The 26,783-nt window shown below is 62.0% G+C and carries 27 protein-coding genes; 8 read left to right on the top strand and 19 right to left on the bottom strand.

The genetic code is table 11. The annotated features are described in order from the left end of the window. The first annotated feature begins 59 nt into the window (after positions 1–59). Positions 60–488 carry a hypothetical protein gene (locus ACNA7R_RS03775; protein WP_416282211.1) on the top strand — a complete coding sequence of 143 codons (429 nt, stop codon included), beginning with the start codon at positions 60–62 and terminating at the stop codon, positions 486–488. 65 nt (positions 489–553) lie between these two features. Here the strand turns inward: ACNA7R_RS03775 and ACNA7R_RS03770 are convergent, their stop codons facing one another. Further along, a complete protein-coding gene (locus ACNA7R_RS03770; protein WP_416282210.1) occupies positions 554–1,693 on the bottom strand; it encodes a sugar-transfer associated ATP-grasp domain-containing protein in 1,140 nt (379 codons plus the stop codon). 383 nt (positions 1,694–2,076) lie between these two features. On the opposite strand from ACNA7R_RS03770, the gene ACNA7R_RS03765 reads away from it, so the two are divergent. Further along, the gene (locus ACNA7R_RS03765) at positions 2,077–2,556 is read left to right on the top strand and encodes a PKD domain-containing protein (RefSeq protein WP_416282209.1); all 480 of its coding nucleotides are present in this window, start codon (positions 2,077–2,079) and stop codon (positions 2,554–2,556) included. 372 nt (positions 2,557–2,928) lie between these two features. Further along, the gene (locus ACNA7R_RS03760; protein ID WP_416282208.1) at positions 2,929–3,591 is read left to right on the top strand and encodes a DUF305 domain-containing protein; all 663 of its coding nucleotides are present in this window, start codon (positions 2,929–2,931) and stop codon (positions 3,589–3,591) included. Between the two features lie 58 nt (positions 3,592–3,649). On the opposite strand, the gene ACNA7R_RS03755 is transcribed toward ACNA7R_RS03760, so the two are convergent. Together ACNA7R_RS03755 and ACNA7R_RS03750 are read right to left on the bottom strand one after the other, a co-directional pair. Continuing rightward, a complete protein-coding gene (locus ACNA7R_RS03755) occupies positions 3,650–4,207 on the bottom strand; it encodes a winged-helix domain-containing protein (RefSeq protein ID WP_416282206.1) in 558 nt (185 codons plus the stop codon). A 5-nt stretch (positions 4,208–4,212) separates the two neighbouring features. Next, entirely contained in the window at positions 4,213–4,500 is a 288-nt protein-coding gene (locus ACNA7R_RS03750; protein WP_416282205.1) for a hypothetical protein, read from the bottom strand. Between the two features lie 318 nt (positions 4,501–4,818). On the opposite strand from ACNA7R_RS03750, the gene ACNA7R_RS03745 reads away from it, so the two are divergent. Then, the gene (locus ACNA7R_RS03745) at positions 4,819–5,538 is read left to right on the top strand and encodes a phosphoadenosine phosphosulfate reductase family protein (RefSeq protein WP_416282204.1); all 720 of its coding nucleotides are present in this window, start codon (positions 4,819–4,821) and stop codon (positions 5,536–5,538) included. 2 nt (positions 5,539–5,540) lie between these two features. Then, complete coding sequence (locus tag ACNA7R_RS03740; RefSeq protein ID WP_416282203.1) at positions 5,541–5,909, top strand: hypothetical protein; 369 nt, start codon at positions 5,541–5,543, stop codon at positions 5,907–5,909. 78 nt (positions 5,910–5,987) lie between these two features. On the opposite strand, the gene ACNA7R_RS03735 is transcribed toward ACNA7R_RS03740, so the two are convergent. The 6 genes from ACNA7R_RS03735 to trxA all read right to left on the bottom strand — a co-directional run bounded on the left by ACNA7R_RS03735 (position 5,988) and on the right by trxA (position 11,677). Then, positions 5,988–7,487, bottom strand: coding sequence for a tripartite tricarboxylate transporter permease (locus ACNA7R_RS03735; protein WP_416282202.1), 1,500 nt, complete (start codon positions 7,485–7,487; stop codon positions 5,988–5,990). Then, positions 7,484–8,038 (bottom strand): tripartite tricarboxylate transporter TctB family protein, encoded by a 555-nt coding sequence (locus tag ACNA7R_RS03730; protein ID WP_416282200.1) that lies wholly within the window; start codon positions 8,036–8,038, stop codon positions 7,484–7,486. The genes ACNA7R_RS03735 and ACNA7R_RS03730 overlap by 4 nt, the downstream gene beginning before the upstream one ends. A gap of 5 nt (positions 8,039–8,043) precedes the next feature. Beyond that, complete coding sequence (locus ACNA7R_RS03725) at positions 8,044–9,069, bottom strand: Bug family tripartite tricarboxylate transporter substrate binding protein (RefSeq protein ID WP_416282199.1); 1,026 nt, start codon at positions 9,067–9,069, stop codon at positions 8,044–8,046. A 324-nt stretch (positions 9,070–9,393) separates the two neighbouring features. After that, positions 9,394–10,098: a sugar phosphate nucleotidyltransferase gene (locus ACNA7R_RS03720; RefSeq protein WP_416282198.1), complete on the bottom strand. Its 705-nt coding sequence runs from the start codon at positions 10,096–10,098 to the stop codon at positions 9,394–9,396. 170 nt (positions 10,099–10,268) lie between these two features. Next, a complete protein-coding gene (locus ACNA7R_RS03715; RefSeq protein ID WP_416282197.1) occupies positions 10,269–11,321 on the bottom strand; it encodes an NAD(P)/FAD-dependent oxidoreductase in 1,053 nt (350 codons plus the stop codon). Beyond that, on the bottom strand, positions 11,318–11,677 hold the full coding sequence (trxA, locus tag ACNA7R_RS03710; RefSeq protein WP_416282196.1) for a thioredoxin: 360 nt from the start codon (positions 11,675–11,677) through the stop codon (positions 11,318–11,320). The genes ACNA7R_RS03715 and trxA overlap by 4 nt, the downstream gene beginning before the upstream one ends. A 223-nt stretch (positions 11,678–11,900) precedes the next feature. Between trxA and ACNA7R_RS03705 the strand changes: the two genes are divergently transcribed. After that, complete coding sequence (locus ACNA7R_RS03705; protein WP_416282195.1) at positions 11,901–12,182, top strand: hypothetical protein; 282 nt, start codon at positions 11,901–11,903, stop codon at positions 12,180–12,182. Between the two features lie 29 nt (positions 12,183–12,211). Here ACNA7R_RS03705 and ACNA7R_RS03700 read toward each other — a convergent pair whose 3' ends face one another. The 3 genes from ACNA7R_RS03700 to ACNA7R_RS03690 all read right to left on the bottom strand — a co-directional run bounded on the left by ACNA7R_RS03700 (position 12,212) and on the right by ACNA7R_RS03690 (position 15,314). Continuing rightward, positions 12,212–14,065, bottom strand: coding sequence for a cation:proton antiporter (locus tag ACNA7R_RS03700; RefSeq protein WP_416282194.1), 1,854 nt, complete (start codon positions 14,063–14,065; stop codon positions 12,212–12,214). 70 nt (positions 14,066–14,135) lie between these two features. Beyond that, on the bottom strand, positions 14,136–15,158 hold the full coding sequence (locus ACNA7R_RS03695) for a sulfite exporter TauE/SafE family protein (protein WP_416282193.1): 1,023 nt from the start codon (positions 15,156–15,158) through the stop codon (positions 14,136–14,138). A 3-nt stretch (positions 15,159–15,161) separates the two neighbouring features. After that, on the bottom strand, positions 15,162–15,314 hold the full coding sequence (locus ACNA7R_RS03690) for a hypothetical protein (protein ID WP_416282192.1): 153 nt from the start codon (positions 15,312–15,314) through the stop codon (positions 15,162–15,164). 350 nt (positions 15,315–15,664) lie between these two features. Here ACNA7R_RS03690 and ACNA7R_RS03685 point away from each other — a divergent pair, with 350 nt between their 5' ends. After that, positions 15,665–16,501: a universal stress protein gene (locus ACNA7R_RS03685; RefSeq protein WP_416282191.1), complete on the top strand. Its 837-nt coding sequence runs from the start codon at positions 15,665–15,667 to the stop codon at positions 16,499–16,501. Positions 16,502–16,629: 128 nt separating this feature from the next. After that, positions 16,630–18,288: an asparagine synthase-related protein gene (locus ACNA7R_RS03680; RefSeq protein WP_416282190.1), complete on the top strand. Its 1,659-nt coding sequence runs from the start codon at positions 16,630–16,632 to the stop codon at positions 18,286–18,288. A 28-nt stretch (positions 18,289–18,316) separates the two neighbouring features. On the opposite strand, the gene ACNA7R_RS03675 is transcribed toward ACNA7R_RS03680, so the two are convergent. The 7 genes from ACNA7R_RS03675 to ACNA7R_RS03645 all read right to left on the bottom strand — a co-directional run bounded on the left by ACNA7R_RS03675 (position 18,317) and on the right by ACNA7R_RS03645 (position 26,651). Continuing rightward, positions 18,317–19,231: a glycosyltransferase family 2 protein gene (locus ACNA7R_RS03675; protein WP_416282189.1), complete on the bottom strand. Its 915-nt coding sequence runs from the start codon at positions 19,229–19,231 to the stop codon at positions 18,317–18,319. A 79-nt stretch (positions 19,232–19,310) separates the two neighbouring features. Then, positions 19,311–20,198 (bottom strand): glycosyltransferase, encoded by an 888-nt coding sequence (locus ACNA7R_RS03670; protein ID WP_416282188.1) that lies wholly within the window; start codon positions 20,196–20,198, stop codon positions 19,311–19,313. 110 nt (positions 20,199–20,308) lie between these two features. Continuing rightward, a complete protein-coding gene (locus tag ACNA7R_RS03665; RefSeq protein WP_416282187.1) occupies positions 20,309–21,607 on the bottom strand; it encodes an O-antigen ligase family protein in 1,299 nt (432 codons plus the stop codon). Positions 21,608–21,617: 10 nt separating this feature from the next. Next, entirely contained in the window at positions 21,618–22,070 is a 453-nt protein-coding gene (locus tag ACNA7R_RS03660) for a hypothetical protein (RefSeq protein ID WP_416282186.1), read from the bottom strand. Between the two features lie 368 nt (positions 22,071–22,438). Next, positions 22,439–23,905, bottom strand: a complete 1,467-nt coding sequence (locus ACNA7R_RS03655; RefSeq protein ID WP_416282184.1) for a flippase — start codon at positions 23,903–23,905, stop codon at positions 22,439–22,441. Positions 23,906–24,151: 246 nt separating this feature from the next. Next, positions 24,152–25,018 (bottom strand): glycosyltransferase, encoded by an 867-nt coding sequence (locus ACNA7R_RS03650; protein WP_416282183.1) that lies wholly within the window; start codon positions 25,016–25,018, stop codon positions 24,152–24,154. 208 nt (positions 25,019–25,226) lie between these two features. Then, on the bottom strand, positions 25,227–26,651 hold the full coding sequence (locus ACNA7R_RS03645) for an O-antigen ligase family protein (RefSeq protein ID WP_416282182.1): 1,425 nt from the start codon (positions 26,649–26,651) through the stop codon (positions 25,227–25,229). Between the last annotated feature and the right edge of the window lie 132 nt (positions 26,652–26,783).

Here is a 26,783-nt window from a genome sequence, read left to right as displayed (position 1 = left end):
GCGGCGAGACGGGAATGTGCAAGCCTCAGACTCATTGATCGGTTCGTTGATGGTTCGGTATGGCAACACTCGAGACGACACAGGAGCGGACCCGTTCCGAAATCGCCGCGTACCTCCGGCAGTTCGCCGACGAACTCGATCCGGACGTGCGGTCGGACGGTGCCGACCGCGGCGGGAACACCGCCGAGACGGTCGGGACCGGTTCGACGGAAACGACCGGGACAGGAACTGGCATCGGAGACGAAACGAGCCGCCGGGACGGCGCCACGGACGGCGACCGCGACCGCGCCCAGAGCGTCGGTGACAAGGTCACGGTGATCGCCGGCAACGAGAGCGCGACGATCAATCCGCCGCGGACGTGCGCGTTCGACGTCGCCATCGACACCGATTCCGACCTGCTCGATACCGGTGCGGAGCGAAGTACCACCTTCACGATCCGGTGGGACGCCGACCACGTCGAGGCCGACGACGAGCTGACCGTCGAGTAGTCGTCGAGTGGGCTCCGTTTCGCTCGATGGTCGCGCATCCGAAAGGCGTGAGCGACGACGAACGATCAGCAGACGCCGTGTCGCTCGTAGAACCGGCGAACGCGGTCGTCGGTCAGTAGCGGGCCGTGCACCTGCATCGCCTTGAGCCCGGGGTGGTCGTTCGCTTCGATGACTTTGAACGAGCCCTCATCGTCGGTGAGCACGAGGTCCCAGCCGACGTAGGGGAGCATCGGATGGCTCGAGGCCAGTTCGAGCACTCGCTCCCGGATCGTCTCCCAGGCCGGGATTCGGGTGCCCTGGATCCGCGCTCCGGTCTCCGGGTGGTGGGCGTGCCACTCGAGGTGGTCGCTCTCGTCGGGAAGCTGGGCGCCCGGACCCAGCTCGCCGGTCTCGACGTCGATTTCGGCGCTGAGCCCGCCCTGCGAGAAGTTGTCCATCGAACCCGAACGGTCGGTTCCGATCCGCTGGACCGCGGCCGCGATAAACGCCTCCTCGGCCGCCTCGTCGTACATCGTGAGCACGCGGATCGTGTTCGGCGTCTCGGGGTAGAGGGCGGCCGAGTACGGTCCCTGCTCGACGTGCTCGCAGACGAGGTAGTTCTCGAGGTCGTCCACCCGGGCGACGAGGGCGTCGCGGTCGTATCGGTCGCCGTTGATCTCGTACCCGTCCGCGGTCCGCGAGCACAGCAGCACGTTCTCGCCGCCGCCGCCCATGATCCACTTGAGCACCAGCTTTCCGTCCGCATCGAGGCGGTCGGCGACCCACTCGCCGGCCCCGCGGCGAGCGACGGCCCTCGAGCCGACCGTCGACTCGAGCGTCGCCGTCTCGTCGCCGGCGACCGCCGACGGTGCCGGCTCGTGCGTGTCGTCGAACTCGTGGAAGACGCCGTCGCGGACGAGTCCGTGGACGGCCATCCGGTGATCGCCGTAGGCCCGCATCAGCCAGTCGAAAAACAGCTTGTTCGAGAGCGCGATCGACCACGTGCCGTTGAGGTTCTTCGTCCGGACGAACCGCTGGTAGTTGTTGACGAACGACGCCGGATCGTAGCGCTCGAAGTCGTAGATGACGCCGGCCCTGCTCAGAAAGCCGCGCCGCCAGAGCGCGAGCCGGCGCGGAAGCGACTGCGAGTACGACGGAGAGTTCCGTTCGGTATCCACGAGGTCCTGGATTCCCTTCGCCGTAAAGTAGTAGTCGCGGACGTTCATACCGTGTCCTGTCGATCACCCGCTGTGAACGTTGTGTTTCGTCCCTCGGTACCGGGTAGCTCGGATTCCCGAGAGTCGACCGTCCGAAACACGACCGCGGGAGCTCTCGAGGACGGGGCGCCCGGAGCGACGCTTTTCCCCGAGATACGTACGGACCGCCGTCGACACTGACGACCGCTGGCACCGTGCTGGCAGTGACGGCTCCACGGACCACTCCGATCTCGAGGCGATTCGGTCGGGCGATACGGTGGCGGTCGACGGCGCTCACGGTCGGTGACGCCCCGTCGAGAGAGCCGTTCGGTTCCGCTGGATAGAATTTCTCAGTCTCCGGGAACTGACTTCATTCTTGAACATCCGTCGGTGATTACACGGAATTGAAGACGATGACCGAACACACGCGTCGAACGGTACTGAAGGCTGCGGGAGCATCGACGATCGCCGTTGCCCTCGCCGGTTGTTCCGGTGACGACGACGACGGCAGCAACGGCGACGACGGCGACGACGGCAACGGCGACGACGGTGACGGCGAGTTCGAGATCGAAGCCGGCACCGAGATCGTCCTCGACGGTTACGCTTCCCACTGGGAGGGTGTCGAGCCGAGCGAGATCGAGGGCGAGCAGAACCCGACGCTCGTCCTCGAGGAGGGCGAGGAGTACACCATCGAGTGGATCAACGCCGACGGCGTCACCCACGACCTCCAGATCTGGGACGAGAGCGACGACCTCGTCGACGACCTGGCGACCGACAGCGTCGACGCCGAGGACGAGGGCGATTCCCTCGAGTTCACCGCCGACCCCGAGATGGTAACCTACGTCTGCGAGTACCACGCCGCGAACCAGGTCGGCGACCTCGTCGTCGAGTAACGACAGTCGATCGACTCCGCTTTTCCGGCCTCGATCCGCGACCGATCCCCCGTTCGATCGCCTCGAGGGCCCCCCGCCGCGTCGCCGACGGCTCTCCCCGTCGCTCGAGGTCGACCGCCCGATGGTGGTAGCGCGCGCGAAGGGAATGGCCCCGGCCCCGTCGTCGACTTCGATCGCTCCGATCGGCGGAACGCTCGCCGCTCACGGTTCGACGACCGCCCTCACTCGTTGTTCCCGCTCGAGGCGCCTCCCGAAACGGCACCTCACTAATTGGCCGTCGAGCCGTCTCCCGCCGGATATCGGGGCTCGTCAGTTGCGATCGCGCAACGATCTCCTACGCTAAAGGGGGGTCGGGAACCGGACGCTGGTACGATGCGTAGAACGACACGACGACGACTGCTGTTCGCGACAGGAGCAACGACCGCGGGACTTGCGGGTCTGGCTACCGCCGACGACCACGGCGACCACGGAGCGGACGACGGGGACCACGAGCACGACGACGAAGCGGACGACTACGAACATCACGACGAGGGTGACCACCACGACGAGGTCGACCATCACGACGACGCCGAGGGACCGTTCAACGACGCCGACGTCGCGTTCATGCAGGGAATGATCCCACACCACGAGCAGGCGATCGAGATGGCCAAGCTCGTCCCCGATCGGACGGACAGTCGACGGCTGTGCGACCTCGCTCCGGAGATCATCGAGGTCCAGGAGGCGGAGATCGAACAGCTGCGGGAGTGGCTCGAGGAGGCCGGCGCCGACGCTCACGGCGACCACGCCCACGACGAGATGGAGGGCATGCTTTCCGAGGAGGAGCTAACCGAACTCGGTGAGGCCGAGGGCCGGGAGTTCGACTGTCTGTTCGCCGAACACATGATCTTCCATCACGAGGGTGCGATCGAGATGGCCGAAGACGTTCTCGAGGACGGACGGGCGCAGCGCGTGACCGATCTGGCCAAAGAGATCATCGAGGTCCAACGCGAGGAGATCGAGATGATGGAGTGCTGGCGGGACGACTGGGCCTGTTGAGCCGGTTCCGACCGCCGGGGGGCTACCGAGCCAGGATCGGACGGTCGAGTTTCGGCACTCAGTTCCGGCCGTCGAGGTCGACTCCTCCCCGGAGGTAGCGTTCGCCGAGTTCGGTCAGCCGATACTTTCCCCGTTCGACGCGCTCTACGAGGCCCGCCTCCTCGAGCCTCGTCAGTCGACGGTTCACCTCCTCGCGGCTGTAGTCGATGTTGTACGCGATGATCGCGGGAGTAAGTACCAGCTCAGAGGAGTGAAACAGCCCGAGAACGGCGTCGTCGATCGGCGCCATCCACTCGGCCGGTTTCCGGATCTGGCTGGGATCGGTCAGGAGCAACGATGCCCACTCCTCCCGCCGAAGGTCGTTCTGGACGGGGCTGTACAGTCCGAACAACACGAGAAGGGCGGCGACCCCGTGGATCCAGTGAACGGCCGACGGAGCAAGCAGCTCCGTGAGCGGACCGCCGATAATAAACAGGAACAGCCCGGCGACGGTGATCAACACGAACGAGTCGTACTCGACCGCGTCGAACTCGGTGTAGAGTAACACCAGCAATCCCAGTCCGGCTACCACGCCCATCATGAGGACGTATCCCGTAAAGAGGTCGAGTCCGATCATAGACGTCACTCGAGCGTCGCCCCTCGCTGTATCGTTCGGTGTCTGTACACGACGAGCCAGATCGAGACCGCGAGCAGGGTGTAGACGCTCCCGCGAAGGATGCGAAGCGCCGTCGACTCCGTCCCGAGGACGAGCAACACGGTGTGGTAGATCGTCGTTCCCGACATCACGATCGCGACCATCGCGACAGCCGTTCCGAACGGTGATTTACGGAACACCTCCCACGACAGCAGCGCGAGCAGGCCTGCACCGGTTCCGGTGACGATCGCGAACGGAACGCTCACTGTGTGCATTGTCTCGGTTACGTGTTAGTAGCGAGGATCGATAAGTGTGGTTTTGCGGCGGGGCCGGTCCTGTGACCGACCGTGTGGCCGATTCGGGCGTTCGATAGTTGCGCTCCTGCCGGCGAACGGGACTTTCGGAACCGACCTGGATTCGTCGAACCTGCCGCTTTCGAGCCGCTGACCCGCTACTCGAGCCGCCCGGATGTGCAGGCACAACCCACTTTAGCAATCCTGTAATGTCCTTTGCTACCACGAGAACCACACGTACTATGATTCACAACTCGCCGCACCGACGCGTTCAGTACCGCCGCATCGCACCACCTGAAAATGGCAATTGAAATCGACATCGAATCCGCCAGCCTCGACAAAAAGCTCGAGAAGTCCCTCGAGGTGCTCGAGGAAACGTGGGACAGGTTCGACGATCCCACCTTCACCTGCAGCTTCGGGAAGGACTCGAACGCCGTCCTCGACCTCCTCGCACGGTCGGACGTCGACCTCGAGAGCGAGGTCACGCTGTCCTTTCTCGATCACGGCAACCACTTCGAGTCGACCTGGGAGATGAAGGACACCCTCGAGGACCGCTACGGGGTCACCTTCGAGACGTACGAACCCGACTCGAGCTACGAGGAACTCGTCGCCGAACACGGCCCGCGCGTGAACCAGCGCAAGCCGGATCTGTGCTGTCAGACGCTCAAGTCGGCGCCGATGGAGCGGATGGTCGACGGCCACGACGGCTGGATCACCGGCTACCGGATGGACGAGGGACTCGACGACGGCGAGGGAGAGGGGAGCTACGACTGGCGAAAGAACCTCGACTTCTTCGAAGAGAAGGAGGAAGTCACCCGGATCAACCCGATCGTCCACTGGACGACCGAGGACGTCTGGGAGTACCACGAGCGCCGGGAGATTCCCTACAACGACCTCTACGACGAGGGGTTCGAGTGTCTCGGCTGCAAGCAGTGTACCCTCGACGGCGACCCGCTCTTTGCCTACGACAGCATCCGCCGGGTCGGCGACGGGACGGAACCGGAGGAGGCCGGCGACTGACGATGACGGTCGACAGACAGTCCCCGGACGAGATCGTGGACCGACTGCTCAGGAAGACCGACGACGACGAACTCGTCCTCTACCTGGACGAGGAGACCGAACTCCCGGTCTCGATCAGACGTCCGCTCCACCTCCCCAGCTCCGTCCAGGAGGGCGTCGAGGGCGGCAGCATCCGCTACTCGGTACTGGCAGACGACGGGGCGGTCGAGGAGTTGGATCTGCCCGCCAGCGAGGGCGTCATCGCCGCCGAGGAACTCGAGCCCGGCTCCTGGACCCGCTCGCGTCTCGAGTTCCACGAGCAACACGGCGAGGACGAGTTCGGCGACCTCGAGCGCTCCGACGAGGTCGTCGCGGTCGCCGACGCGTCGTAGTCGATCGCACCGCGTCGCGATCGATCGCGGACGTTCTTTCGATCCGCTTCGAACCGAGTAGCGACGGGCGTTTGCCCGTCAGTTCTTGATCGCGGTCACGATCAGCGAGAGCGCGATGAGCGCGAGCAGGCCGACTGCGATGGAGCTGTTGAAGAGGAAGGCGGTGGCGCTCTCGCCGGTCAGCAGCCAGCCGGTGACGAACCCGGACTCGGCGATGTCGCCGAGAATGACGCCCAGAACGAGGCTGACCAGCGGGTAATCGTAGACGACGAACAGCACGCCGAGCAGCCCGAACAGGAGCACGATGTAGAGGTCGACGGGCGCGTTCCGGACCGCGAAGCCACCGACGACCGCCAGCACCGCGACCGATGGAATGATATAGCGAATAGGAATATACGCCAGCTTGCCGAAGTACTGCGAGCCGGCGAGCCCGTAGATCAGAATCAGAACGTTGCCGACGAACAGCGAGAGGATCATCGCGTAGACGATGTCGCCCGAGGCGTCGAACAGGCCGGGACCGGGGTTGAGCCCGTGCAACGCGATCGCACCCAGCAGCGCCGCCGTCGCCCCGCTGCCGGGGATGCCGAGGGTGAGCGTCGGGATCAGGGCGCTACCCTGGGTAGCGTTGTTGCTCGAGTCCGCCGCGATGACGCCCTCGATGATCCCGGTGCCGAACCGGTCGGCCAGTTCGTCGTTCGCCCAGCGCTTGGCTTCGTTGTACGAGACGAAGTTCGCCACGTCGGCGCCGGCGCCGGGCAGCGAGCCGATGAACGTCCCGATGAGCGCGCCGCGGACGAACCCGACAGGCCGCGAGACGACCGCTCGAGCCGCGTCGTACACCTCCGAGACGCCGCGCTGGACGGTGTTGTCGCCGGTGACGACGGTCCCCCGGTAGGCCAGCCAGAACACCTCCGCCAGCACGAACAGCCCGATGAGGACGACGACGAAGTCGACGCCCTCGAGCAGCGCTGTCTGGCCGAACGTGGTGCGGGGCTGGGCGAGCTGCGGGTCGTTTCCGATCGTCCCGATCAGCAACCCGAACGCGCCGGCCAGCAGCGCCTTCGAGAGCGACGACCCCTTCGCCGCGGGGATGATCGTCAGGGCGAACACCGCGAGCAGAAACATCTCCGGGTTGCCGAAGTTGAGCGCGAAATCGGAGATCGGCGGAGCGAACACGAGCAGGAACGCCGCCGCGATCAGCCCCGCGAGTCCGGAGACGATCGCGGAAACCGCGAGCGCGTAGATCGCCCGGCCCTGCTTGGTGAGTTCGTACCCGTCCCAGCAGGTGACGATCGAGCCCGGTGCGCCGGGCGTGTTGATGAGGATCGCCGGGATCGAGCCGCCGTAGACGGCCCCGCCGTAGGCCGAGACCAGGAAGATCAACGCGACGGTCGGCTCGAACGGGATCGTCACGGGGGTAAAGAGGATGATCGTCATCGTCGCGGAGAACCCGGGAATCGCCCCGAAGACGATGCCGACCGCCGTCCCCAGCAGGATCGCGAACAGCACGTACGGGCTCGAGAGGATGCCGAGCGCGCCGTCGATCGCCGCGGGAAAGAGCGCTCCGAGCATAGTCATAGCGGAATCATCAGCCACTGGACGAACACGAGCCAGACGCCGATCGCGAAGCCGAGCGGGTATCCCGCGAGCGCGAGCGGGTTGCGCTCGCCGAACAGGTACAGCGTGGCCGCCAGGAAGGCGACCGTCGCGGCGAGAAAGCCGATCGGCTCGAGCGCGACGATGTAGCCGGCGGTCAGCACGATCAGCACCGCTGCGCTTCGAACGGTGAAGACGGCCTCCTCGTCGGCCTCGGGGTCGCTGTCGGGGTCGAACGCGGCCGCCGCGCTCTCGACGCCGCCGTCTCCGTCGTCGGGGCCGCTGTCGCCCAATTCGTCACTGGTGCCGACGGAGACGGCCTGGACCGCCACGGTCACGACCGCGAGCGCGATCGTCGTGTACAGCAGCGGCCCCGCGTACAGCATCGAGAGCTCGGGCAGCGCGCGCGTGTCCCAGTAGTAAAACAGGCAGAACGCCAGGACGAGCCCCGGGAACAGCAACTCGCCCGTGTCGACCTCGAGCGTTCGCGAGCCGGTACTCATCGTCACGGTCGGCGGCGTGATTCTCGTCATCGTCGTTATCGATCGTAGATGAAGTTCTCGACCACGTCGGCATACGTTTCCATGAACTGCGAGGTTTCCTCGACCTCGGCTGCGGTCTCGTCGGGGCCGCGGTACTCGAGGATGTCGTCGAGCCCGCCCTGGTTTTCAGCCTCGGCAAGGAACGCCTCGTCCTCGAAGACGGCGGCGTAGGTCTCGGCGAGGCGCTCGAAACGCTCGGGGTGGTTCTCCCGGAGTCCGCCGGGAACGACCACGAGCTTCCACTGGCCGAGTCCCTCCTCGACGAGCGGGACGTCCTCGAGGCCGAGGTCGGCGAACGACGGCGTGTCGGGCCACAGCTCCTGGGGCTCTGCGGTGTGCGAGCCCAGCGCGAGCACGTCGTCGACGTGGTCGGGGTTGAACGCCCACGGCTGGTTGACGCCCGCGTCGACGTCGCCCGCGAGGACGGCCTGGCGGACCTCCGATCCGCCCTCCATGTTGACGACCGTCAGGTCCAGATCGTAGGTCTCCTCGACGAGCAGCGCCGACAGCGCCGTGTTCCCGATGGCGGAGGTGATTCCGACGGTCGCGCCGTCCTCGCGGGCGTACTCGACGAACTCGACGAGGTCGTCGTACGGCCGATCGAGCGGCGCGAACCACATCGTCGGGTCCCAGTGGTGCGTGCCGAGGTAGTCGAACGACTCCATCCGGTAGGGCGCGTTCTGGAACAGCCACGTCGCCTGCATCTGTGGCATGTTCCACATCGCGACCGTGGTGCCGTCCGGGTCGGCGTTGTACAGCTCCTCGCCGCCGACCTGGGTCGAGCCGCCGGGGTAGTTCTCGACGACGAACTCGATGCCGAGCCGATCGGACCACGCCGGCGTCGTGATCCGCATCGCCCGGTCGGTCCCCCCGCCCTGGGCCCAGGGGACGACCGCCGTAACTCTCGCGTCGTCGAACCGTTCGGTGACGCCGAACGCTTCGGCGCCGTACGCCGCCGTTACCGAGAGTCCCGTGACGCCAGCCGCGAGAAACTCCCGTCTACCGAGGTCTGTGAGTGCCATTGTCTGGTGTGTCCGTCCCCTGGAACCGCCGCACCGACCCGATCGGGGACGCGGTCGGGTCGATTCTCGTCCGGTGACTACCGAATCGAACGCCGCCTCCGACGGGGCCGATGACCCGTCGGGACGGTCGTTCGTCGCTCCAAATGTTATTTCGTGTACGTGTACGGATAGTCCGGTTTGGGGGTTGGGGATTCTGCCTGCGTGTGCAGCGAAAGATCATGAAGGATACTCTCGCGGCAAGTCCGATCGGGATCCTCGAAGAAATGCACCGCACGCCCGCGACGTCGACCGCGAGCGACTCTACCTCGACCGTTCGATGCTCTCCTAGTCGACCAGCCGTTCGGCCCGCTCGAGGTCCTCGGGCGCGTTGATATTGATCCGTTCGTCCGGCAGTCGAACGGCGTCGACTCGTCTGCCCGCCCGCGCCAGCAGGCCCACGGCCTCGCTGAGTTCGTACTCGCCGCGGTCGGACGGCTGCGCGAGCGCGAGTGCGTGGAAGATTTCGGGGGGCAGGACGTAACAGCCGGTCGTCACCAGGCGAGAGGGCGGATCGTCGGGTTTCTCGACGATTCTCCTGACCTGGCCGTCCTCGACGTCGACCACGCCGGTTTCCCGGGCGGTCTCCGGATCGACCTCCTCGAGGAGCAGCGCACCCTCCGCGTCGGTGGATTCGACGCGCTCGAGGGCGGGCCCGATCCCGCCCCGAAAGACGTTGTCGCCGTTGAGGACGACGAACGGGCCGTCGACGTGCGGTTCCGCCAGCGAGACCGCGTGGCCGAGCCCTCGCTGCTCGCGCTGGTGGACGTAGCTGATCGGGACGCCCGCGTAGTCGTCGCCGTAGCGGTCGACGATCGCCTCCTTGCGGTAGCCGACGACGACGAGGAGTTCGTCGACCCCGGCCTCGAGCAGCGTCTCGAAGACGTGGGTCAGGATCGGTCGCCCGTCGACCTCGACGAGCCCCTTCGGTCTCTCGTCGGTCAGCGGACGCAGCCTCGTACCCTCGCCGGCCGCGGGGACGACTCCCTTCATGCGAACCCGTATCGCACTCCCGGGGCTAAAGCCTGGGCTTTCGTCCGACAGATTAGTTAGAAAAGAAGAAAGTATTTATTTCATTAGTTTTTGTATTGATTTGCAGTCGGCGGAGTCACCGACACCGCACCCCATGCATCTCGGCCGACTGCAACTCCCCCACCGTTTTGCTACTGGACGGTCGACTCGGCGAGGGCTCGAGACGTCGACCGAACGGACTGCGATTCGAGCCACGCCTCCGCGTCGAGGGCGGCCATGCTCCCGGTGCCCGCCGAGGTCACCGCCTGACGGTAGTCGGGATCCATTACGTCGCCCGCGCCGAAGACGCCCTCGGCGGCGGTTTCGGTCGTCATCCCCTCGAGCGTCTCCAGGTGCCCCGAGTCGGCGAGTTCGACCGGGGTGTCCTCGAGGAACTCCGTGTTGGGAACGTGGCCGACGCCGTAGAAGATCCCGCCGACGTCGACGGACTCTCGCTCGACCTCGGTCCCGGTCCCTGGCGCCGCGCTCGCCGCGAGCTTCTCGGTCGGGTGGCCGTCGGGATGGGAAACGAGCGTCGCGCCGGTGACTCCCTCCTCCCGGGAGCCGTGGATCTCGACTAGCTCCGCGTTCCAGCGGAAGGCGATCTTCTCGTGGTCGCGGGCCCGCCGTGCCATCACCTCGGAGGCGCGCAGTTCGTCGCGCCGGTGGACGACCGTCACCGAGTCGGCGAACTTCGCGAGGAACAGCGCCTCCTCCATCGCCGAGTCGCCCCCGCCGATCACGAGCACGTCGTCGCCGCGGTGGAAGGCGCCGTCGCAGGTCGCACACGTCGAGACGCCGTACCCCATCAGTTCGTCCTCGCCGTCGGCGCCGACCCAGCGGGCGCTGGCGCCGGTCGCGACGATCAGCGCGCGGGTCCGGACGACGTCGCCGTCCGCGAGCTCGAGCTCGAACGGGCGGTCCTCGAGCGTGGCGTCCTCGACGGTGCCGTGGCGAAAGTCGGCGCCGAACCGTTCGGCCTGTTCCTTCCCGCGCTGGATCAGCTCCATCCCGCCGACGCCCTCGGGAAAGCCGAGGTAGTTCTCGACGTCGGTGGTGAGGGTGAGCTGGCCGCCCGGTTCGGGGCCCTCGAGGACGAGGGGCTCGAGGTCGGCTCGCGCGGCGTAGACGGCGGCCGAGAGGCCGGCGACGCCGGAGCCGACGATCGCGACGTCGCGGACGTCCGCGTTCGTTCCCTCGCTCATTCGGTATATCTCTCGATCAGGCTGCGGAGTCGGTCGGCCGGCAGGGCGCCGGTGTGCTGTTCGACCTGCTCGCCGTCGGCGAACACGAGCAGCGTGGGGACGCCGCGGACGCCGTAGGCGGCGGCGAGTTGCTGGTTGCTGTCGACGTCGACTTTCGCGATCGTCGCGTCAGTTTCGGCAGCTAGCCCGTCGAGAACGGGCTCGAGCATCTGACAGGGGCCACACCAGTCGGCGTAGAAGTCCACGAGTACGACGTCGCGGTCGCTCACGATCGTCTCGAGGTCGTCCTCGCCGTCGACGTAGAGCGGTTCGTTCGTCGGTCGGTCCGCCGAGGGGCTGGTTGCATCGGTTGTCATCACGTCTTCGTACGGACCGGAGGCGCTTAAAGGTTTTGTAGGTAGTGTACAATACAGTATAACACAACTCCGGTCGATCTCCCCCTCTCGAGAGGTGTATCCCGAGTAAAGGCAATGGTCGGCAACAAAGCGTTGGTGTGGACTCGAGTCCTCAATCGTCATCTCTGTCGAAATTGCACATTCTATGCAAAGAATTACGGGCGACGAACCCGTATCACGACCCATGAACGAACGATCCGAGGCGGTTCGCGTCTGGCTGGTCGAGCGAACCTACTCCGACGACGAACAGAACCTCATCATCCTGGTGTACGCGACCCCCGACGGCGAGCGGTACTTCCGGAAGGAGCGGGCGCTCACGAGTTCGACCGACGACCGACCGACGACGGCCGCGGTGACCGTCGCCCCGTCGAACCTCGGCTCCGTGGACGATCCGGAGCTCCGGGAGCAGTACGCGACGGAGGCGAGCCGGATGGCCGAGACTCACGAACCGGACGACGCGATCTAGCGATAGCGACGTTCTCCGCTCACACCCGATCAATCGTGTGGATGGAACCGCTTGACCGCGCGGTCGACCGCCTCCGTCCGCCCGAGGAAGGTGACTCGGTCGCCGTCGCGCAGCACGTGATCGCCGGTCGGCACCTCGGTCGTTCCGTCGCCGTGGGTCACCAGCCCGACGAGACAGCCGTCGGGGATCTCGGCGTTGAGCTGGGCGATCGTCTTCCCCACGAGATCCGTCGCCGTCACCTCGATCTCCCGGACGTCGCCCGTTCGACCGAGTTCGTTCATCCACGCCGACAGCGACGGGCGCTCGAGGACGTTCTCGAGCGACCACGCGGTCGCCATCGAGAGGTCGATCGCGCGGACGCCGAGCGATTCGAACGCCTCGACGTTGCCGGGCTGGTTGACCCGCGAGGCGACCGTCTCGACGTCGAAGCTGGTCCGTGCGAGCTGGCAGGCCAGCAGGTTCGCGTCGTCGTCGGGCGTCGCCGCGACGACGTTTTTCGCCTCGTCGACTCCCGCCCGCTCGAGGACGTCGGCGTCGGTGCCGTCGCCCTCGAGGGCGCGCAGTCCCCGTTCGCGGACCCGTTCGACCGCGTCGGGATCCTCGTCGACGACGAGGACGTTCTCTCCGTCCTGTTCGAGCCGTTCCGCGAGGGAGAGGCCGACCCGTCCCCCGCCGATGAGTATCGTGCGCATTGGTGAAACACCGAGGTGGTTCGCGATCTGTCGCGCGAGGCCGGCCTGGAGGACGACCGTCGCGAAGATGATCAGGAAGACGGTGCCGGCGAGCAGCTGGGCCTCCTGTGGCTGGCCGAGCGTCTGGAGCTCGACGGCAAACAGCGTCGCGACGCTCGCGGGGATGATCCCGCGGGGACCGACGGCGCTGAGAAAGAGCCGTTCGTCCCGGGTGAACCGCTCGCCGGTCGTCGCCAGGTAGATCACCGCCGGCCGGAGCACGAGCGTGATCGCGACGACGACGGCGATCCCGGCGAGCCCGAGAGTCATGATATCGCCGAAGTCGATCAGCGCCGCCAGCGCGACGAAAATAAACGAGAGGACGACGACCGAGAGGTCGTCCAGGAAGTCGACGACGTCCTCGTGGTGAGGGAGATCGACGTTGCCGAGCGCGAAGCCGGCCATCGCCGCGGCGGCGATCCCGGTCTCGCTCGCGAGCAGCTCCGCGCCGCCGTAGGCGACGACGATCCCGGCGAGGACGACCAGCCGGGCGTGCAGCGGCGCGGTCCCGGGCGAGAGGTTGCCCCGGCTGAGAAACAGCCAGACGGCACCGGCGACGACGGCTCCGACGGCCAGCCCGACCGCCAGCCGGCCTCCGAACTCGACCAGGAGCCACAGTGGACCGCCGTTCCCGGCGATCAGTACCTCGAAGACGACGATCACCAGGATCGCGGCGGTGACGTCGTTGAGCACGCCCTCGCCCTCGAGGACGGCCGCGACGTGATCCCGGACGGTGACGACCTGGAGAATCGGACCGATCACCGTCGGCCCGGTCGCGATCAGCAGGGCCCCGACCAGCAGGCCGACCTCGAGGCTCGTCTCCAGAAAGACGACGACGGCGCCCGCGGTTCCCAGCCAGGTGATCGCTGCGCCGACCGTCGTGAGCCGCAGCAGGGCCGTCGGGCTCTCCCGGAGCTTCTCGAGGCGGAGGTGGTAGCCGCCCTCGAAGAGGATGATCGCGACGCTGACGCCGACCATCACGGGGAGTCCCTCGCCGAACGTCGCCTGCGAGACGAGGCCGAGCCCCTCTGGACCGATCGCGACGCCCGCGAGGATCAAAAATAGGACGCTCGGGATCCGGAGCCGGTCCGCGAGGACCCGGGAGGCGACCCCGAGCGCCAGTACGACCGCGACGACGCCGATCAGCGTCACGGAAGGGGACCCGCCCGTCGGTCGATTCGGACGGCGCGGCGATCGGTCGGTCGGTCAGTGTTCGTCGGTATCACTTTCCATTGGTCGCCGACGGGGTATCCGTTTCGCCGCCCCCGGCCGCGGCGAGGACCTGCGAGAGGATGATCGCGGCGACGGCGAACGACGACCCGACGAGCAGGACGACGCTGACCACGTCGAGCGCGCTCGCGCCCAGCCAGTTCGCGAGTTCGCTGAGCCCGATTCCGGCGCTGGCCAGCAGCATCATGACCCCGAAGTAGACGATCACGTCGTCCTCCTCGACGATCGCGGTCGCGGCAGACCCGATCCGGGCGCCGAGCGCGCTGCCGACAAGCAGCAGGGAGACGACCGCGAGGTCGACCCCGCCGGACATCCCGTAGGTGAAGGTACCGAACGCGCCCGAGAACAGCCCGGCGAACAGGCTCGTCCCGACGGCGGCGGTCAGGGGCGTCCCGATCAGGTAGTAGATCGCGGGCATCCGGATGAAGCCGCCGCCGACGCCGATCAGCCCCGAGACGAGCCCGACGCTTCCCCCGGAGCCGAGGATCGTCCACAGCGAGGCCCGTCCGCCGGAGGTCAACGAGAGCATCGGCGGCACCTCGTAGGACTGGATCTTCCGGGCGACCGGGGGGATCTCCTCGTCGCCGACCTCGTCGTCCTCGTCCTCGTCATCCTCGAGCCGATAGGCCCGCCGGAGGAACAGCGCGCCGATCCCCGCGAGCAAGACGACGTACGCGACGCCCGTGACGAGTTCGGCGATCCCGAGGGCCTCGAGGCCGAAGACGAGTCGGCTGCCGAGTTCGATCCCGATCGAGAGGACGACGAACAGGACGGCACCGAGTTTGTAATCGACCTGTCCGACGTCGTAGTGTTTCAACACCGCGATGACGGACGTGCCGAAGTAAAAGGCCAGCCCGCTGCCGATCGCGACGGGCGCGGGATAGCCCAGTATCAACAGGGTGGGCGTGATCAGGAACGACCCGCCCATCCCGAAGAAGCCGAACAGCACGCCGACTGCGAAGCCGAAGCTCACGAACAGGGCCAGCAGCGCCGGGGAGAGACCGAGTAGCTCCATCGATTACGTGCTCGCGTCCGTGACCCGTTCGATCAACGGCGATGCGATCCGCTCGAGGAGCCCGTAGCCGACGTAGAGGGCGACCGCCTGGAGGAAGACGACGCCGACGAGAGCCGTCGCCTGTGCGACGGGCGGGAGACTGGCGGACTCGATCATTCGTCTCGACCCCCGTTCGACGGCAGTTGTGTGTGCGTCATGGGTTTCTACTCACTACTCACTACCCGGGGGGAGTGTATAACGCTTTTGGGATTATAGAACAATATTACTGCAGAGAATCACACTGGTATCCAACGAGAATATTCGGATACGTTACGGGGATATAAGGGTTCGAGACCGACGGCTCGGTACCGCTCGAGCGACGCGGTCGGACGCGCTTTCGTGGACCCCGGCGGCCGGTAGTTCCAGTTCGTCCTCGGCGAGCGGGCCCTCCCGTCGTTCGTCGTTCCACCGACCCCTGGTATTGAATAACCCAAACAATATTATACCGTCGGCTCCGTACCACTGGTATGAAAGCGGTACTTGCAACGGATCTCTCGGCGGCCAGCGAGGCGACGATACGGAACGAGACCTGCCTCGAGTGTCTGGGCCGGATCGGGATCGAGGAGATTCATCTGGTGACCGTCGTCCCGTCGAACGTCCACTCGGGAATGCCCGGAATCGACTTCGAAAAGCGCCGAAAGCGGGCGATCCGACGGTACCGGGAGGTCATCGAGGACGCAGGATTCGACGTCGAGACCCACGTCGTCCGCGGCACGCCCCACCGCCGGATCATCGGCATCGCCAACACCATCGGCGCGAGCCTCACGATCGTCGGCTCGCGCGGGAAGAGTCCGCTCGAGAACCGCGTCGTGGGGTCGACGGCGCGCAACCTCGCCCGGACGACCGAGACGCCGCTGCTAGTAAACCGGATCGAACGCGCCGTCGACGACCCCGAGGTCGTCCGCCAGCACCTCTTCCGGCGGATGCTGTACGCGACGGACTTCTCCGAGAACGCCGACCGGGCGTTCGAGGCGTTCTCGTACCTGCGACACGCCACCCGGGAGGCGACGCTCGTCCACGTCGCGACCCCGAAGGATCCCGACCTGCCGGAGGGTGACGACCCCGAGAAGCAGCTGGGGGAGCTGGCAGCTCAGCTCGAGGACTGGGGGATCGACGTCGAGATCGTCGTCAGGCAGGGCGACCCCGCCGAGGAGATCCTCGCCACGGAGGCCGAGGTCAACCCGACGACGGTGCTGGTCGGCTCGCGGGGACACAGCCGCCTCCGCCGCCTGCTGCTGGGCAGCGTCTCCGAGGAGCTCGTCGCTCGAGCGACCGGGAACGTGTTGCTCGTTCCTCCGTCATAGTCTAACTCGGATGGATGGAACGAACGAAGCGAGTCAACGCCCGTTGTTATCCTCGCTCTGGCGAGACGACCGAGTCATTCCGTCGTTCGATCGGTAGATAATTATCGGCTGTCCCTCTGCCCGCTCGTATGGAAGCTGTCGACATCTGCTGTTCATCCGAATGGGCCAACATTGGTAATACGTGGGTCTCAACGCCACATGACCCGAGAGCAGTAGCAAGGCGGATCAACAGTACCGAGACCATGGCAGAACTCTCGAGTGTTGTTAGTGATCTTCCCCCTCCGTTTGCACTAATAACCAAGCACGACTCACACGTCTACTGCGCGACCGATCACCTTCGGTCGATTCCGCTCTACTATCGAATCGAAGACGATCAAGTCTGGGTCGGGAACAACGTTCACGAACTCCAAACTGACTGTTCAACTCCTGTCCCATCATTTCGGAGTCAGACTGAATTTCTGTCTACCGGATACGTTCATGAGGATAGGACACTTTATCCCGAATTCAATCAGGTTTGTGCAAGCGAACTGCTCGCGATCGATCCGAGTACGGGTTCAGTTACATCGACAACAACCGACGAATATCTGGTCGACCCAGTCTCACGATCAGATGGGGAACTCCGAAATAAACTGATCTCCACTCTCGATTCGGTTACTAAACGGCTAATTCAGAACGCTGACGGCCGACAGCTCGTTGTTCCGCTCAGTGGCGGCTACGACTCTCGGCTCATACTTCTCTTGTTAATTAAACACGGATACGAGAATATCCTCACGTACTCACATGGCCAAGCCGGAAATGCAGAAACCGAAACCGCACGAACGGTTGCAAAAAACCTCGGTGTCGATTGGATCAACGTAACTTATCGTCCCGAACACTGGCGGGCGCTAGTTCGGAGCGACGAGTACGATAGATACCTTGAGACAGCGTTCAACGGTGACCGGTTGCCCGGTATCGTCCATATGAACTGGCTCGCCGTTAAGGGACTTACCGATCGTGGTCTAGTAGAAGATGATTGTCTCTTTCTTCCTGGCCATACCGCGGCAACGATGGCTGAGCACCTACCGGCCGAATACGAGGCCGAGACGGCGATCGGATGCGACCGCGTCATCGAAGATCTCTTCGAAATGAACTTTTGGTTATGGGATTTCGAAACCGAACTGGCTGAGACGTGCAAAGCGTGGCTCCGCGATCAGCTTTCGATCGAGAACGAACAGCTATCTCCGACTGCCGCAGCGACGGTCTACGAGCGATGGGAGTGGCTTGAGAGAGAATCGAAGTGGATCCACGCCGATCTGGATATCTACCGCTACTTTGACGTCGGTTATCGCGTCCCGCTTTGGGATCGCGAGTTCTTCGAGTTCTGGCAGACGGTGCCGATGGAACACCGAATCGACAAACGTCTGCTTACGTCGTACACTGACGAACTGTACGCTCGTTACGGTGATGTCGATGAATCGAAGGTCGGAGCCACGGAACGTGATTCGGTCGTTCGACAGGGTTATTACGCACTTCGAGATAGTCCGCTGTTCAAATTGATACGGCCGGTAAACAGCTATCTCCGCTATCGAAAAGATCCATCAGGGTGGCCAGCAGTCCTTCCAGAGGAGGTCTTCTCAACAATTTATACCGGTAACGAGAACAGACACTCGTTTTTTGCACTCGAAATGCTCAACTTACTTGACTTCAAGCGCGGTGAGCCAACATTGGTGCCTACAGACGGGACACTAACGTCTGCATTCGTCGAACGAAGTCGCTTCGTCGGCAATTCACTCGAAAGCCGAAAGTAGTGGATGTGGATTCGTGGTAAGTTGCCCGTCAGGGAAGTGCCGTCCGGAGACGCATAAGTACTGACCCCGGGAGTACCCGACTGAGCGCGGTCAGTGTCGGGTAGTTGGCGAGGCTCTGAGCGATGTACTTGAACCGCTTCGCCGAACCGGCGCGGGCGTACTTATCGGCGATCGAACTGTATCGATAAGCGGTAACCTGACGGCGGGTGATCCAATCGAGCGTCGCAAGTTTAGCCGCATGTTTGGTTTCGATCCGATCGATCGCACGGACGTAGCGCTTCGGCTCACTCGTCATCTGCTCGCCGGGATCGGCGTGAGCCGTCCACTCGACGGTGTACTTTTTATCGACGCCAACGATCGTTTCCTGACAGAGCCGAATCCAGAGTTCCCAGTCCTGCAGTGCCGGCATCTCGGGGTCGAAGCCACCAGCCCTATCAAACACCCCGGCAGAGACCGCAACGCTCGATGTCGTGCCAATATAGTTTCGAAGTAGAATTCGCTCGGCGAGATCCCCTCTCTCATTGGCGTCAATTCGATACAGTTCGGTGCCGTTCTCGTCGACTGCGATCCGACCGGAGTAGACCAGATCGACTTCGGGCCGTCGATCGAAAACTTCGAGTTGACCTTCGACCTTCTGTGGTCGCCATCGATCGTCGTCGTCTAGAAACATATAAATATCTCCGGTCGCGGCCGCAGCACCGATGTTTCGGGCCCGTCCAGCACCGCCCGAACTGGAGCACTCTATGTAGTTGTATTCGAACGTTCCCGTCGGAAGGCGGTCGATGGTGTCCTTGTAGGTGATGTCAGAGCCGTCGTTGACAATAATGATCTCCGTCGGTGTCACCGTTTGTTCTGCGACGCTCTGGATGGCACCCAATAGTCGCACAGGACGGTTATGGGTCGGGATAATAACGGATATTTCTGGGCGACCGGTATCCGACATACTATAACTGGGCCTATTCGACGACAAATACCTGCCGTCTTGAACAGAGACCGTCTACTCAAGCGGTTCTCGAATCAGTTTACTGTCGTGTGATTCGCCGTTCGATGATGCGCCCTGCGAGGAGGTGAAGTTTGTAGATATACGCCAACAGATAGAATGCGAGTAGCGTTGATACCGAGTGCGATCCCGTAAGGCGCTTTCGGAAGTTCCCCGGGTGTGGTGGTAGAACGTTTCTGGGATCGGTGATTGGTCTGGCGTCGCTGTACTCGGAATATTTGGTAGAGAGTTGCTCGTGGCCGCGACCGACGCGGAGCGCTTTCGATCGAAGGGCACTGACGGTCTTTCGAGCGGGATGGTACATCGTGAGTTCGCCGGCGAAATACTGTGTGTATCCCGCCGCCGCGACCCGCTGACCGAATTCAAGGTCCCCGCTCGAGATCAGGTTCGAATCGAAGCTGCCGACGTCGCTGAGTACCGCACGACGAACGGCCAGACAACAGGTCGGCGCGAAGTTTCGCTCCGTCACGTAGTGTTCGATGGCAAATCCAGTCGCAACGTTGTATTTCCCGATAATGGTCTCGCTGCCTTCGATGTACAATTTGACATCACAGCCGACATAGTCGACCGCCCGTCGCTCAAAGAGCGCGAGCAACTCTTCAACCCACGTCGCCGGAACCGTCATATCGGCATCAACGAACGCCAGAATCTCCCCGGAAGCGTACTCTATTCCGGTGTTTCTGGCTGCGTACGAACTCTGGACGTCGGTTTCGTCGACAACAATCGTGTTTTTAGTATCGGCCGCTATTTCGGCTGCTATCTGTCGGGTTTCGTCCGTTGAGTCGTTGTCGACAACGATGATCTCGTAGCCGTCAACCGAGCACGTCTGCTTTCGAAGGGATCTGAGCGTGTTCGAGATACCGTCCGGATCGTTGTACACCGGAATAATGATCGAGAGCGAAACGGACACAGACAGCAATTGCCGTGTAACGACTCTTAAGATTAGCTATCCGACTCGAGGGTCGGCGATCGACACCGGCAGTCCACGTACTGTGGAAGCCATTCGAACAACGGGGAAGATCAACCGTCCATCGATCGAATCCGCTTCGCGGTCCGTACTCGAGCGCCGATATATGCTAGGCTGCACTCGAACTTCGGAGAGCGGTCGGTAGCGAACAGCATCGCGAGTGCAACGAACAGTGCCCGATTCTCTGAAATATCTCCCGTGAGGCTCGCATTGAGAAGCATGTAGCCGACAAACGCGATTGCTAAGAGACCTGACGGGCTGATTTCCGTTTCGAATGTTATGAACTGGAAGAGCGCAATACCGAACGGAAGGATGAGCAAGATGATGCCAACGAGTCCTGCTTCGGCTCCGACCTCGAGGAAGAGGTTATGGGGCCAGTATGGATGTCGGCCCACGTCTCCCACGATCGAGTAGCTGCCAATACCATGGCCGAACAGCGGTGCGTTACTCCATGACTCGATGGCCACCCAGTACAGGTCCAGCCGCGTCGCGGCACTGCCGTCCTGTAAGGTAAGTAAGGTGGTGAACCGCTCGATCGTCCGCGCACCGATGACGACTGCCAGCACGGCAAGCCCGAGGACGCTAATACTTGCGCCGGTGACGATACTTCGCCAGCCGAGTGATCGACCGGTCTGGTGAAACCGTACGGCAACGATTCCGGTGGCCATCATGACCGCTGCAATCAGTGGACCACGGCCGCCAGTCAGAAACATCGCAACAAGAAGCACGGCTGCGAGTCCGGCAAATCGAAGCCTTCGCCGCTGGGTCTCGGCGACTGTCGCGAACAACACGGCCGTGAGAGCGCCGACGCCGAGAACCCGGGAATAAATTAGATAGTTGACTCCCATGAGTTGCGATAAACTATGATTAAACCCACGCGCGTAGAACGTGACAAGCGCGATTAGGAGAGCAAGACCGAGCACATACTTGAAAATCCGCAAAACTCGATGCTTTCCGTTCTGGTCCGTTGCGATGATTATTGTTGCAGCGAATAGTAACGGCGTAACGGTGAGCAGACGTGTTGCCTTGTAGAGTGCGTATTCGCTCGCGGGGGACCAGAGAATCGTTACCGAGTAATAGAGACAGAACGCACCAAACACGATACTCGCGATACCTGTCGCCCGAGGTAAGTGAAGACCGTCATAGAGCCGATACAGGACGTACAACGAGAGAAGCGCAAGAAGCGCGTAGTGAGGATTCGGAAGGGGTCCAAGGATTGGCTCGAAAAATACCGTATGTGAATAGACCGACGAGTACAGAAGGAGAACGACGAGGAGTTCAACCCGAAATATTCGGGAGGAAACGTCTTCGAAGTGTACCGCCGAGGTGAGAGAACGCCACGGGTATATCATTCGATGGTTCTCAAACCCGATCTGTCTTCAAACTCACGAACTTTCGAGCCTTCGAAGCTGTTTCTTCGAGCGTGGTATCAGTATCGAACTCGACAACGTCCACCGACGAGTCCTCGAGGACCGATTTGAGCAATCGCCTACACCGTTCGGCACGTTTCAGGTACCGATCGAATTCATCCTCCGACAGGTGGGTGTACTGACCTGGTCGCCCCTTCTCTCGATCACCCATCCGACGCTTGCAGATCTCGACCGGGCTGCGGGTGAATATACAGTAATCCGGAAGTGGGACCACATTGAGATAGGTCTGGATGTCCTCCTCGGAGAGAGAGTGCTTCGGTCTTGGGGGGCAAAACAAGGAGCTCGCGTAGTGGACAAATCCCTCGTCAAAGAGTATCGTCTCGTCAGATCGAAGGTATTCTTGTGCCGCCTGGTACTGTGCTACCGTCAGGCCGTACTTTTTCATCATCCATTGCTTCCGTCCCGGATCAGTAGTGTATTCGTGGACTAGTCTGCTTATTAATCCATGAATATCTGGATATGATGCCTCGAATCGCGATTGTAGTTCGTCACCCCACGCACTGTTTTGGGTAATGTACCGCATTACCCGTGACGGAAGAACCGTGCCAATCGGGCCGAAATGATCTTTCAGGTTTGCCCGAAAAAAACACCGATAATAGGCCATTCGATTGTCGTAGATGGTTATCTGACGTTCGGCCGCGCTCTTCCGTATGAACCGCGAGAGAGTAGACTTTCCACTCCCGGGAAGGCCGACCAGTTCAATCCGAGAGTCCATTTATGTGCGAGAAGGGTTCGAATCGGAGTCTCATCAATTCATCCATTTCCTGCTATCTTCTTTACTTGTGCCGTATCGATGACATCGGTGTAGATTCCGAGCCCGCCGTAGATCGAGACGCCAAGCGCAACGGTAACCAAGAGGGTTCCAACTCCAGAAACCATCGTTGAGAGTCCGTAGACGACGGCACCCATAAGGAGTGCAAGCGGAACGATCCTCGTAGTGACACCGAGCAGCTCCGGGAGGGGAATTGAAAGCAATCGAGACATTACGTATACGTTGCCGACAGCGTACGTCCCATAAGTGATGACCGTCGGGATTGCTGCTCCGAGAACACCGATCTGCGGGATCAACAAGACCCCGAGGATCGCGTTCGCTACCGCCATAGTTCCCTTCAGTGTCGCCCGAAACTTTGCTTTCCCCAGGTAATCGAGACCGCTTCCGGTGACGTTGGTGGTTGCTGACCAGAACATGTAGACTGCAAGAACTTGGATAACCGGGACTGCGCCCATATATTCGCTTCCAACCAGGTGGCGAACTGTCGGCCCGGCAACAACTATTAACCCGACCATCGCAGGAATGTAAAAAACCAGGACGGACTCGATCGCCTGCTTGTACAATTGGGCGGCTTTCTCGGTGTTTCCCGCAGTGTACTGTTCCGAGTAGTGTGGCGAGATCGAAAACCCGAGTGCCTTAGATGCATCAGTAGCAAAGCTAACAATTTGCTTTCCGATCGTGTAGTAGCCGACAGCGACCGGAGTAAGGAAGAATCCAATCAGGAGAATATCGACGCGCTTCATTAGAATGTCACCGCTGTCAGTTACCGTCAGAGGGAGACTATATTCGAGAATCCGTCTACGGAGTCCCGCCTCAATCGGTTCGGCAGTGTACTCTCGGAGCACCGAGTAGAGCAGCACTATTCCGACGAGCGATGCGGCCGCCAATCCCGCAACGTAGCCGGCGAATGCACCTATTACCTCGTATCCGAGTAGAACGAATACGACTGCGAACCCAAATTTAAAAATTGTGTTAATACCAATCAACGTAGATCCTTTCGACACTTGGCGGAACGCCTGCAGCGCCCGTCGAGAGAGTTCCATCGTACTTTCGAAGATGATATACAGAACACCAATAAAAATAAGCAATTCGAGACCCGGTTCATCAAATATTTGTGCGATTTCTTCGCGAAAAACGACGAGTACAGTGACACTGACCGTCACTGTTATGGTATTTACCACCACACCTGTTGTAATTATGTGTGGTATTTGGCCCGGATCCTTTTTATCGTACTCCGTGATAAATTTCGCAATCGATCTTGGAATACCAAGGCTACTGAACAGTACGACGATCGAGCAGAGATAGACGGTCAGATGAAGCAATCCGTACTGTCCCGCAGTCAGTAGTCTAGCGAGGACGATGATGAGAAGTCCACCGAGCAGTGTTTTCAGTACTTGAAATGCAAGTTCAAATTTGAACCCTGAAATAATGTCCGTTTCTACCTTCATAAGCTGTTTAAATAATCTATTTTATAGATGAGTCGGTAGCGAGGCTGCTTTATGAGCCTCACTATCCTATTATTATCAAGCTACGCATCTTACTCCCGCTCAGTTGCCATTACTATAAAAAAGGACCGTACTCTTGAACGGTTCGAAACGCAATTGATCCGTCCTCGGATCGGAGTTCGTATAAGCGTGAAAAGCTTCTACCCGACACAACCACACTCTCACCCTGCTGCTTTCGTGTAGGTTCGTTCAAACGCCCGTTTTGTTCTTCCGTAGTAGAGTAGTGTACACGAATTTACGAACGAACTTCGGTGCGATCCGAATCGGGATTCGGAGAATGAGATTTAGTACAAACCGAGCGGGTCTGATGTGTCCGTTTTTTAGAAACCGATGTTGAATGTGGTATTCGGTCATTGCATATCCTAGTCCCCCTCGCCGATCGTACAACCCTGCTCCTGCCCGGGCCTTCACTAATACGTCAGGTATGTTCGCCAACGTATAGCCGGAATTCAACAGCCGCATCCAAAGTTCGTAGTCTTGCATCGACTTCCAGTCGTCGTATCCGCCAACCGCGAGAACTGTACTTTTTCGAAACATGACGGTTGGATGATTCAGTGGGTTTCGGTACGATGCGTGTGTAGCTATCTCGGCAGGATCGGTTGGAACTGATCGAACCGTCTCTATCTCTGATGGATCATCGGCGAACTCGGCGATATATCCACCGAGTACATCGATGTCAGGATTACTAGTCATGAAGTCAACCTGTTTCTCGAATCGTTCGGGAACAGCAATATCATCAGCGTCCATCCGGGCGACCAATTCGTAAGAACACTTCTGGAGCCCGGCTTGCAGTGCTCGTCCGAGCCCTTGATTCTCGCTCAACGAAACGATAGTGATTATCTCCGGATGCTTTCTTTCCCACTCTTCGACCGTCTCTGTAAGGGTCGTACCGATCGGGCCGTCAGTTACGACGACTACCTCGTCAGGCTGCCGAGTCTGCCAGAATATGCTTTCGAACGCAGTGTCGACGTGCTCTGGTTGATCACCCGCGTATAGAGATATCAGAACTGAGATCTTCGGATTTTTTTCTTCAATTGGTAGATCGTTATTAGACATAATACACCTTGTAATGGACAAAATAAAAGCACTTCTTGCTGGACTTTCCGATACTGCTCATTAGCTTACGGCTACAATAACGAAAATCAGCTTATTAGAATTTCTAAATCGAATTCGCCGTCGCCACCTTCCGCTTTCGGGCCGTAACTCTCTCGATTCGAATCTGGCCGTCTCAGTTCGTGGAGCGGGGCCATCAGGTTGAGTTCGATCACCTGTCAAAAATCAAGTAACCGATCGTGGCGGTCGCGAGCACCGCGCCGACGGACCAGTCGAACATGGTGTAGGACTCGAAGAACTGGTGGATCGCCCAGCCGACGGCGAGCGCGAGCATCGCGACGTCGACGTCCCGGTAGTCGATCGTGCGCGCGACGATGCTGCCGACGACGAGCCCGACGTAGGCGAGCCCGCCGACGAGGCCGGTCTGGATCACCACCGAGAGGTAGGAGTTGTGCGGCGTCGGCGCCCCCTCTCCCGGGAGGTAGGGCTCGATAACGGTGCTGGCGGGCCCGCTGCCGTGTCCGAACGGCAGGGGACCGTCGGCGATCGCGTTCAGGCTCGCGGCCCAGAGTTCGAACCGACCCGACGCGGAGACGCCGACGAGCCCGAGCGCCATCGCGGCGAGCCCGCTGAACACGCCGAGCGCGGTCACGGCGACCGCGACCGGAACGGCCGTTCGACCGGCGACCGCGTAGGCGCCGTAGATCGCCGTCGCGACCGCCGCTGCGACCATCGCCGCTCGAGCGTTCGAGAGGACGACTCCGAGTCCGCAGACGACTGCGAGGACCGCGGCGACGGCCGTCCCGATCGGTCGCCGAGCGACGGCGGAGCGGTGGAGTTCGACGACGGCGCCGACGAAGCCGGCGAACGACAGCAGGCCCAGTCCGTTCGGGTTGGGGAAGATCGACTGCAGCGTCAGAACGTCGGGATCGAACCCGGGAACGCTCGGCGAGGAGGCGGTGTACCGTCCGACCTCGAAGATCCACAGCGTGTAGTCGCCGACGGCGTACGTCGCCACTCCGAGCGCCACGACGGCGGCGGCGAGCCCGGAGAGCACCCGGAGGAACACCCGCCCGGGAACGAGCTGTGGGATCACGAAGAGGCTGCTCCCCATGATCACCGCGGCCCACACCGGCCACCGCGACTGCGAACTCGAGGGAACGAACGCCAGCGTGTGCGCGAGGTAGATCCCGACCAGCACCGCAAAACAGCCGACTGCGGCCCACTGGCCGGCCGTGTACCGCCTGGCGTCGGTGACGACGAGAAAGTACGACAGCGTGAGGACGAACGCGAGGACGACCGCGAGCACTCGGCTCGGACCGAACCCGAACCCCGGCGAACTGGTCTGGTAGAGCAGGCCGACGATGACGAACGCGATTCCGAGCACGGAGAAGATCGCGGCCTGCTGGTGTTCCCGCTTTCCGTAGGTGGCCACGGCGAGTCGCGTCCCGAGGATCCAGCCGAGAACGATCGCGGCGACCGAGAGCTGCCACGCCAGGACGGCCCCGGTCGTGTGCGCGACCAGAACGAGGAGCAAGTAGAGCCCGAACAGTCCGTACATCGCGCCGTTTGCGATCCGGTCGGCGTCCAGCCCTCGGACGAGAGACGTCGCCGCGTCTCGTTCAGCGGTGCTCACTACGTGACAGATTCGAAGTTAGCAATAAATATCTACCTTGTTCGAGCGAGCGGGACCGCGGTCCCGAGGGTGCGCCGGAACCGGATCGAGAGGGGTGAAACTCTCCGAAGTGGGACGCAGCGATCGTCTCTC

Source organism: Natronococcus sp. (assembly GCF_047921035.1).
Lineage (GTDB): Archaea > Halobacteriota > Halobacteria > Halobacteriales > Natrialbaceae > Natronococcus.
This window is presented reverse-complemented; position numbering and strand designations above follow the sequence as displayed.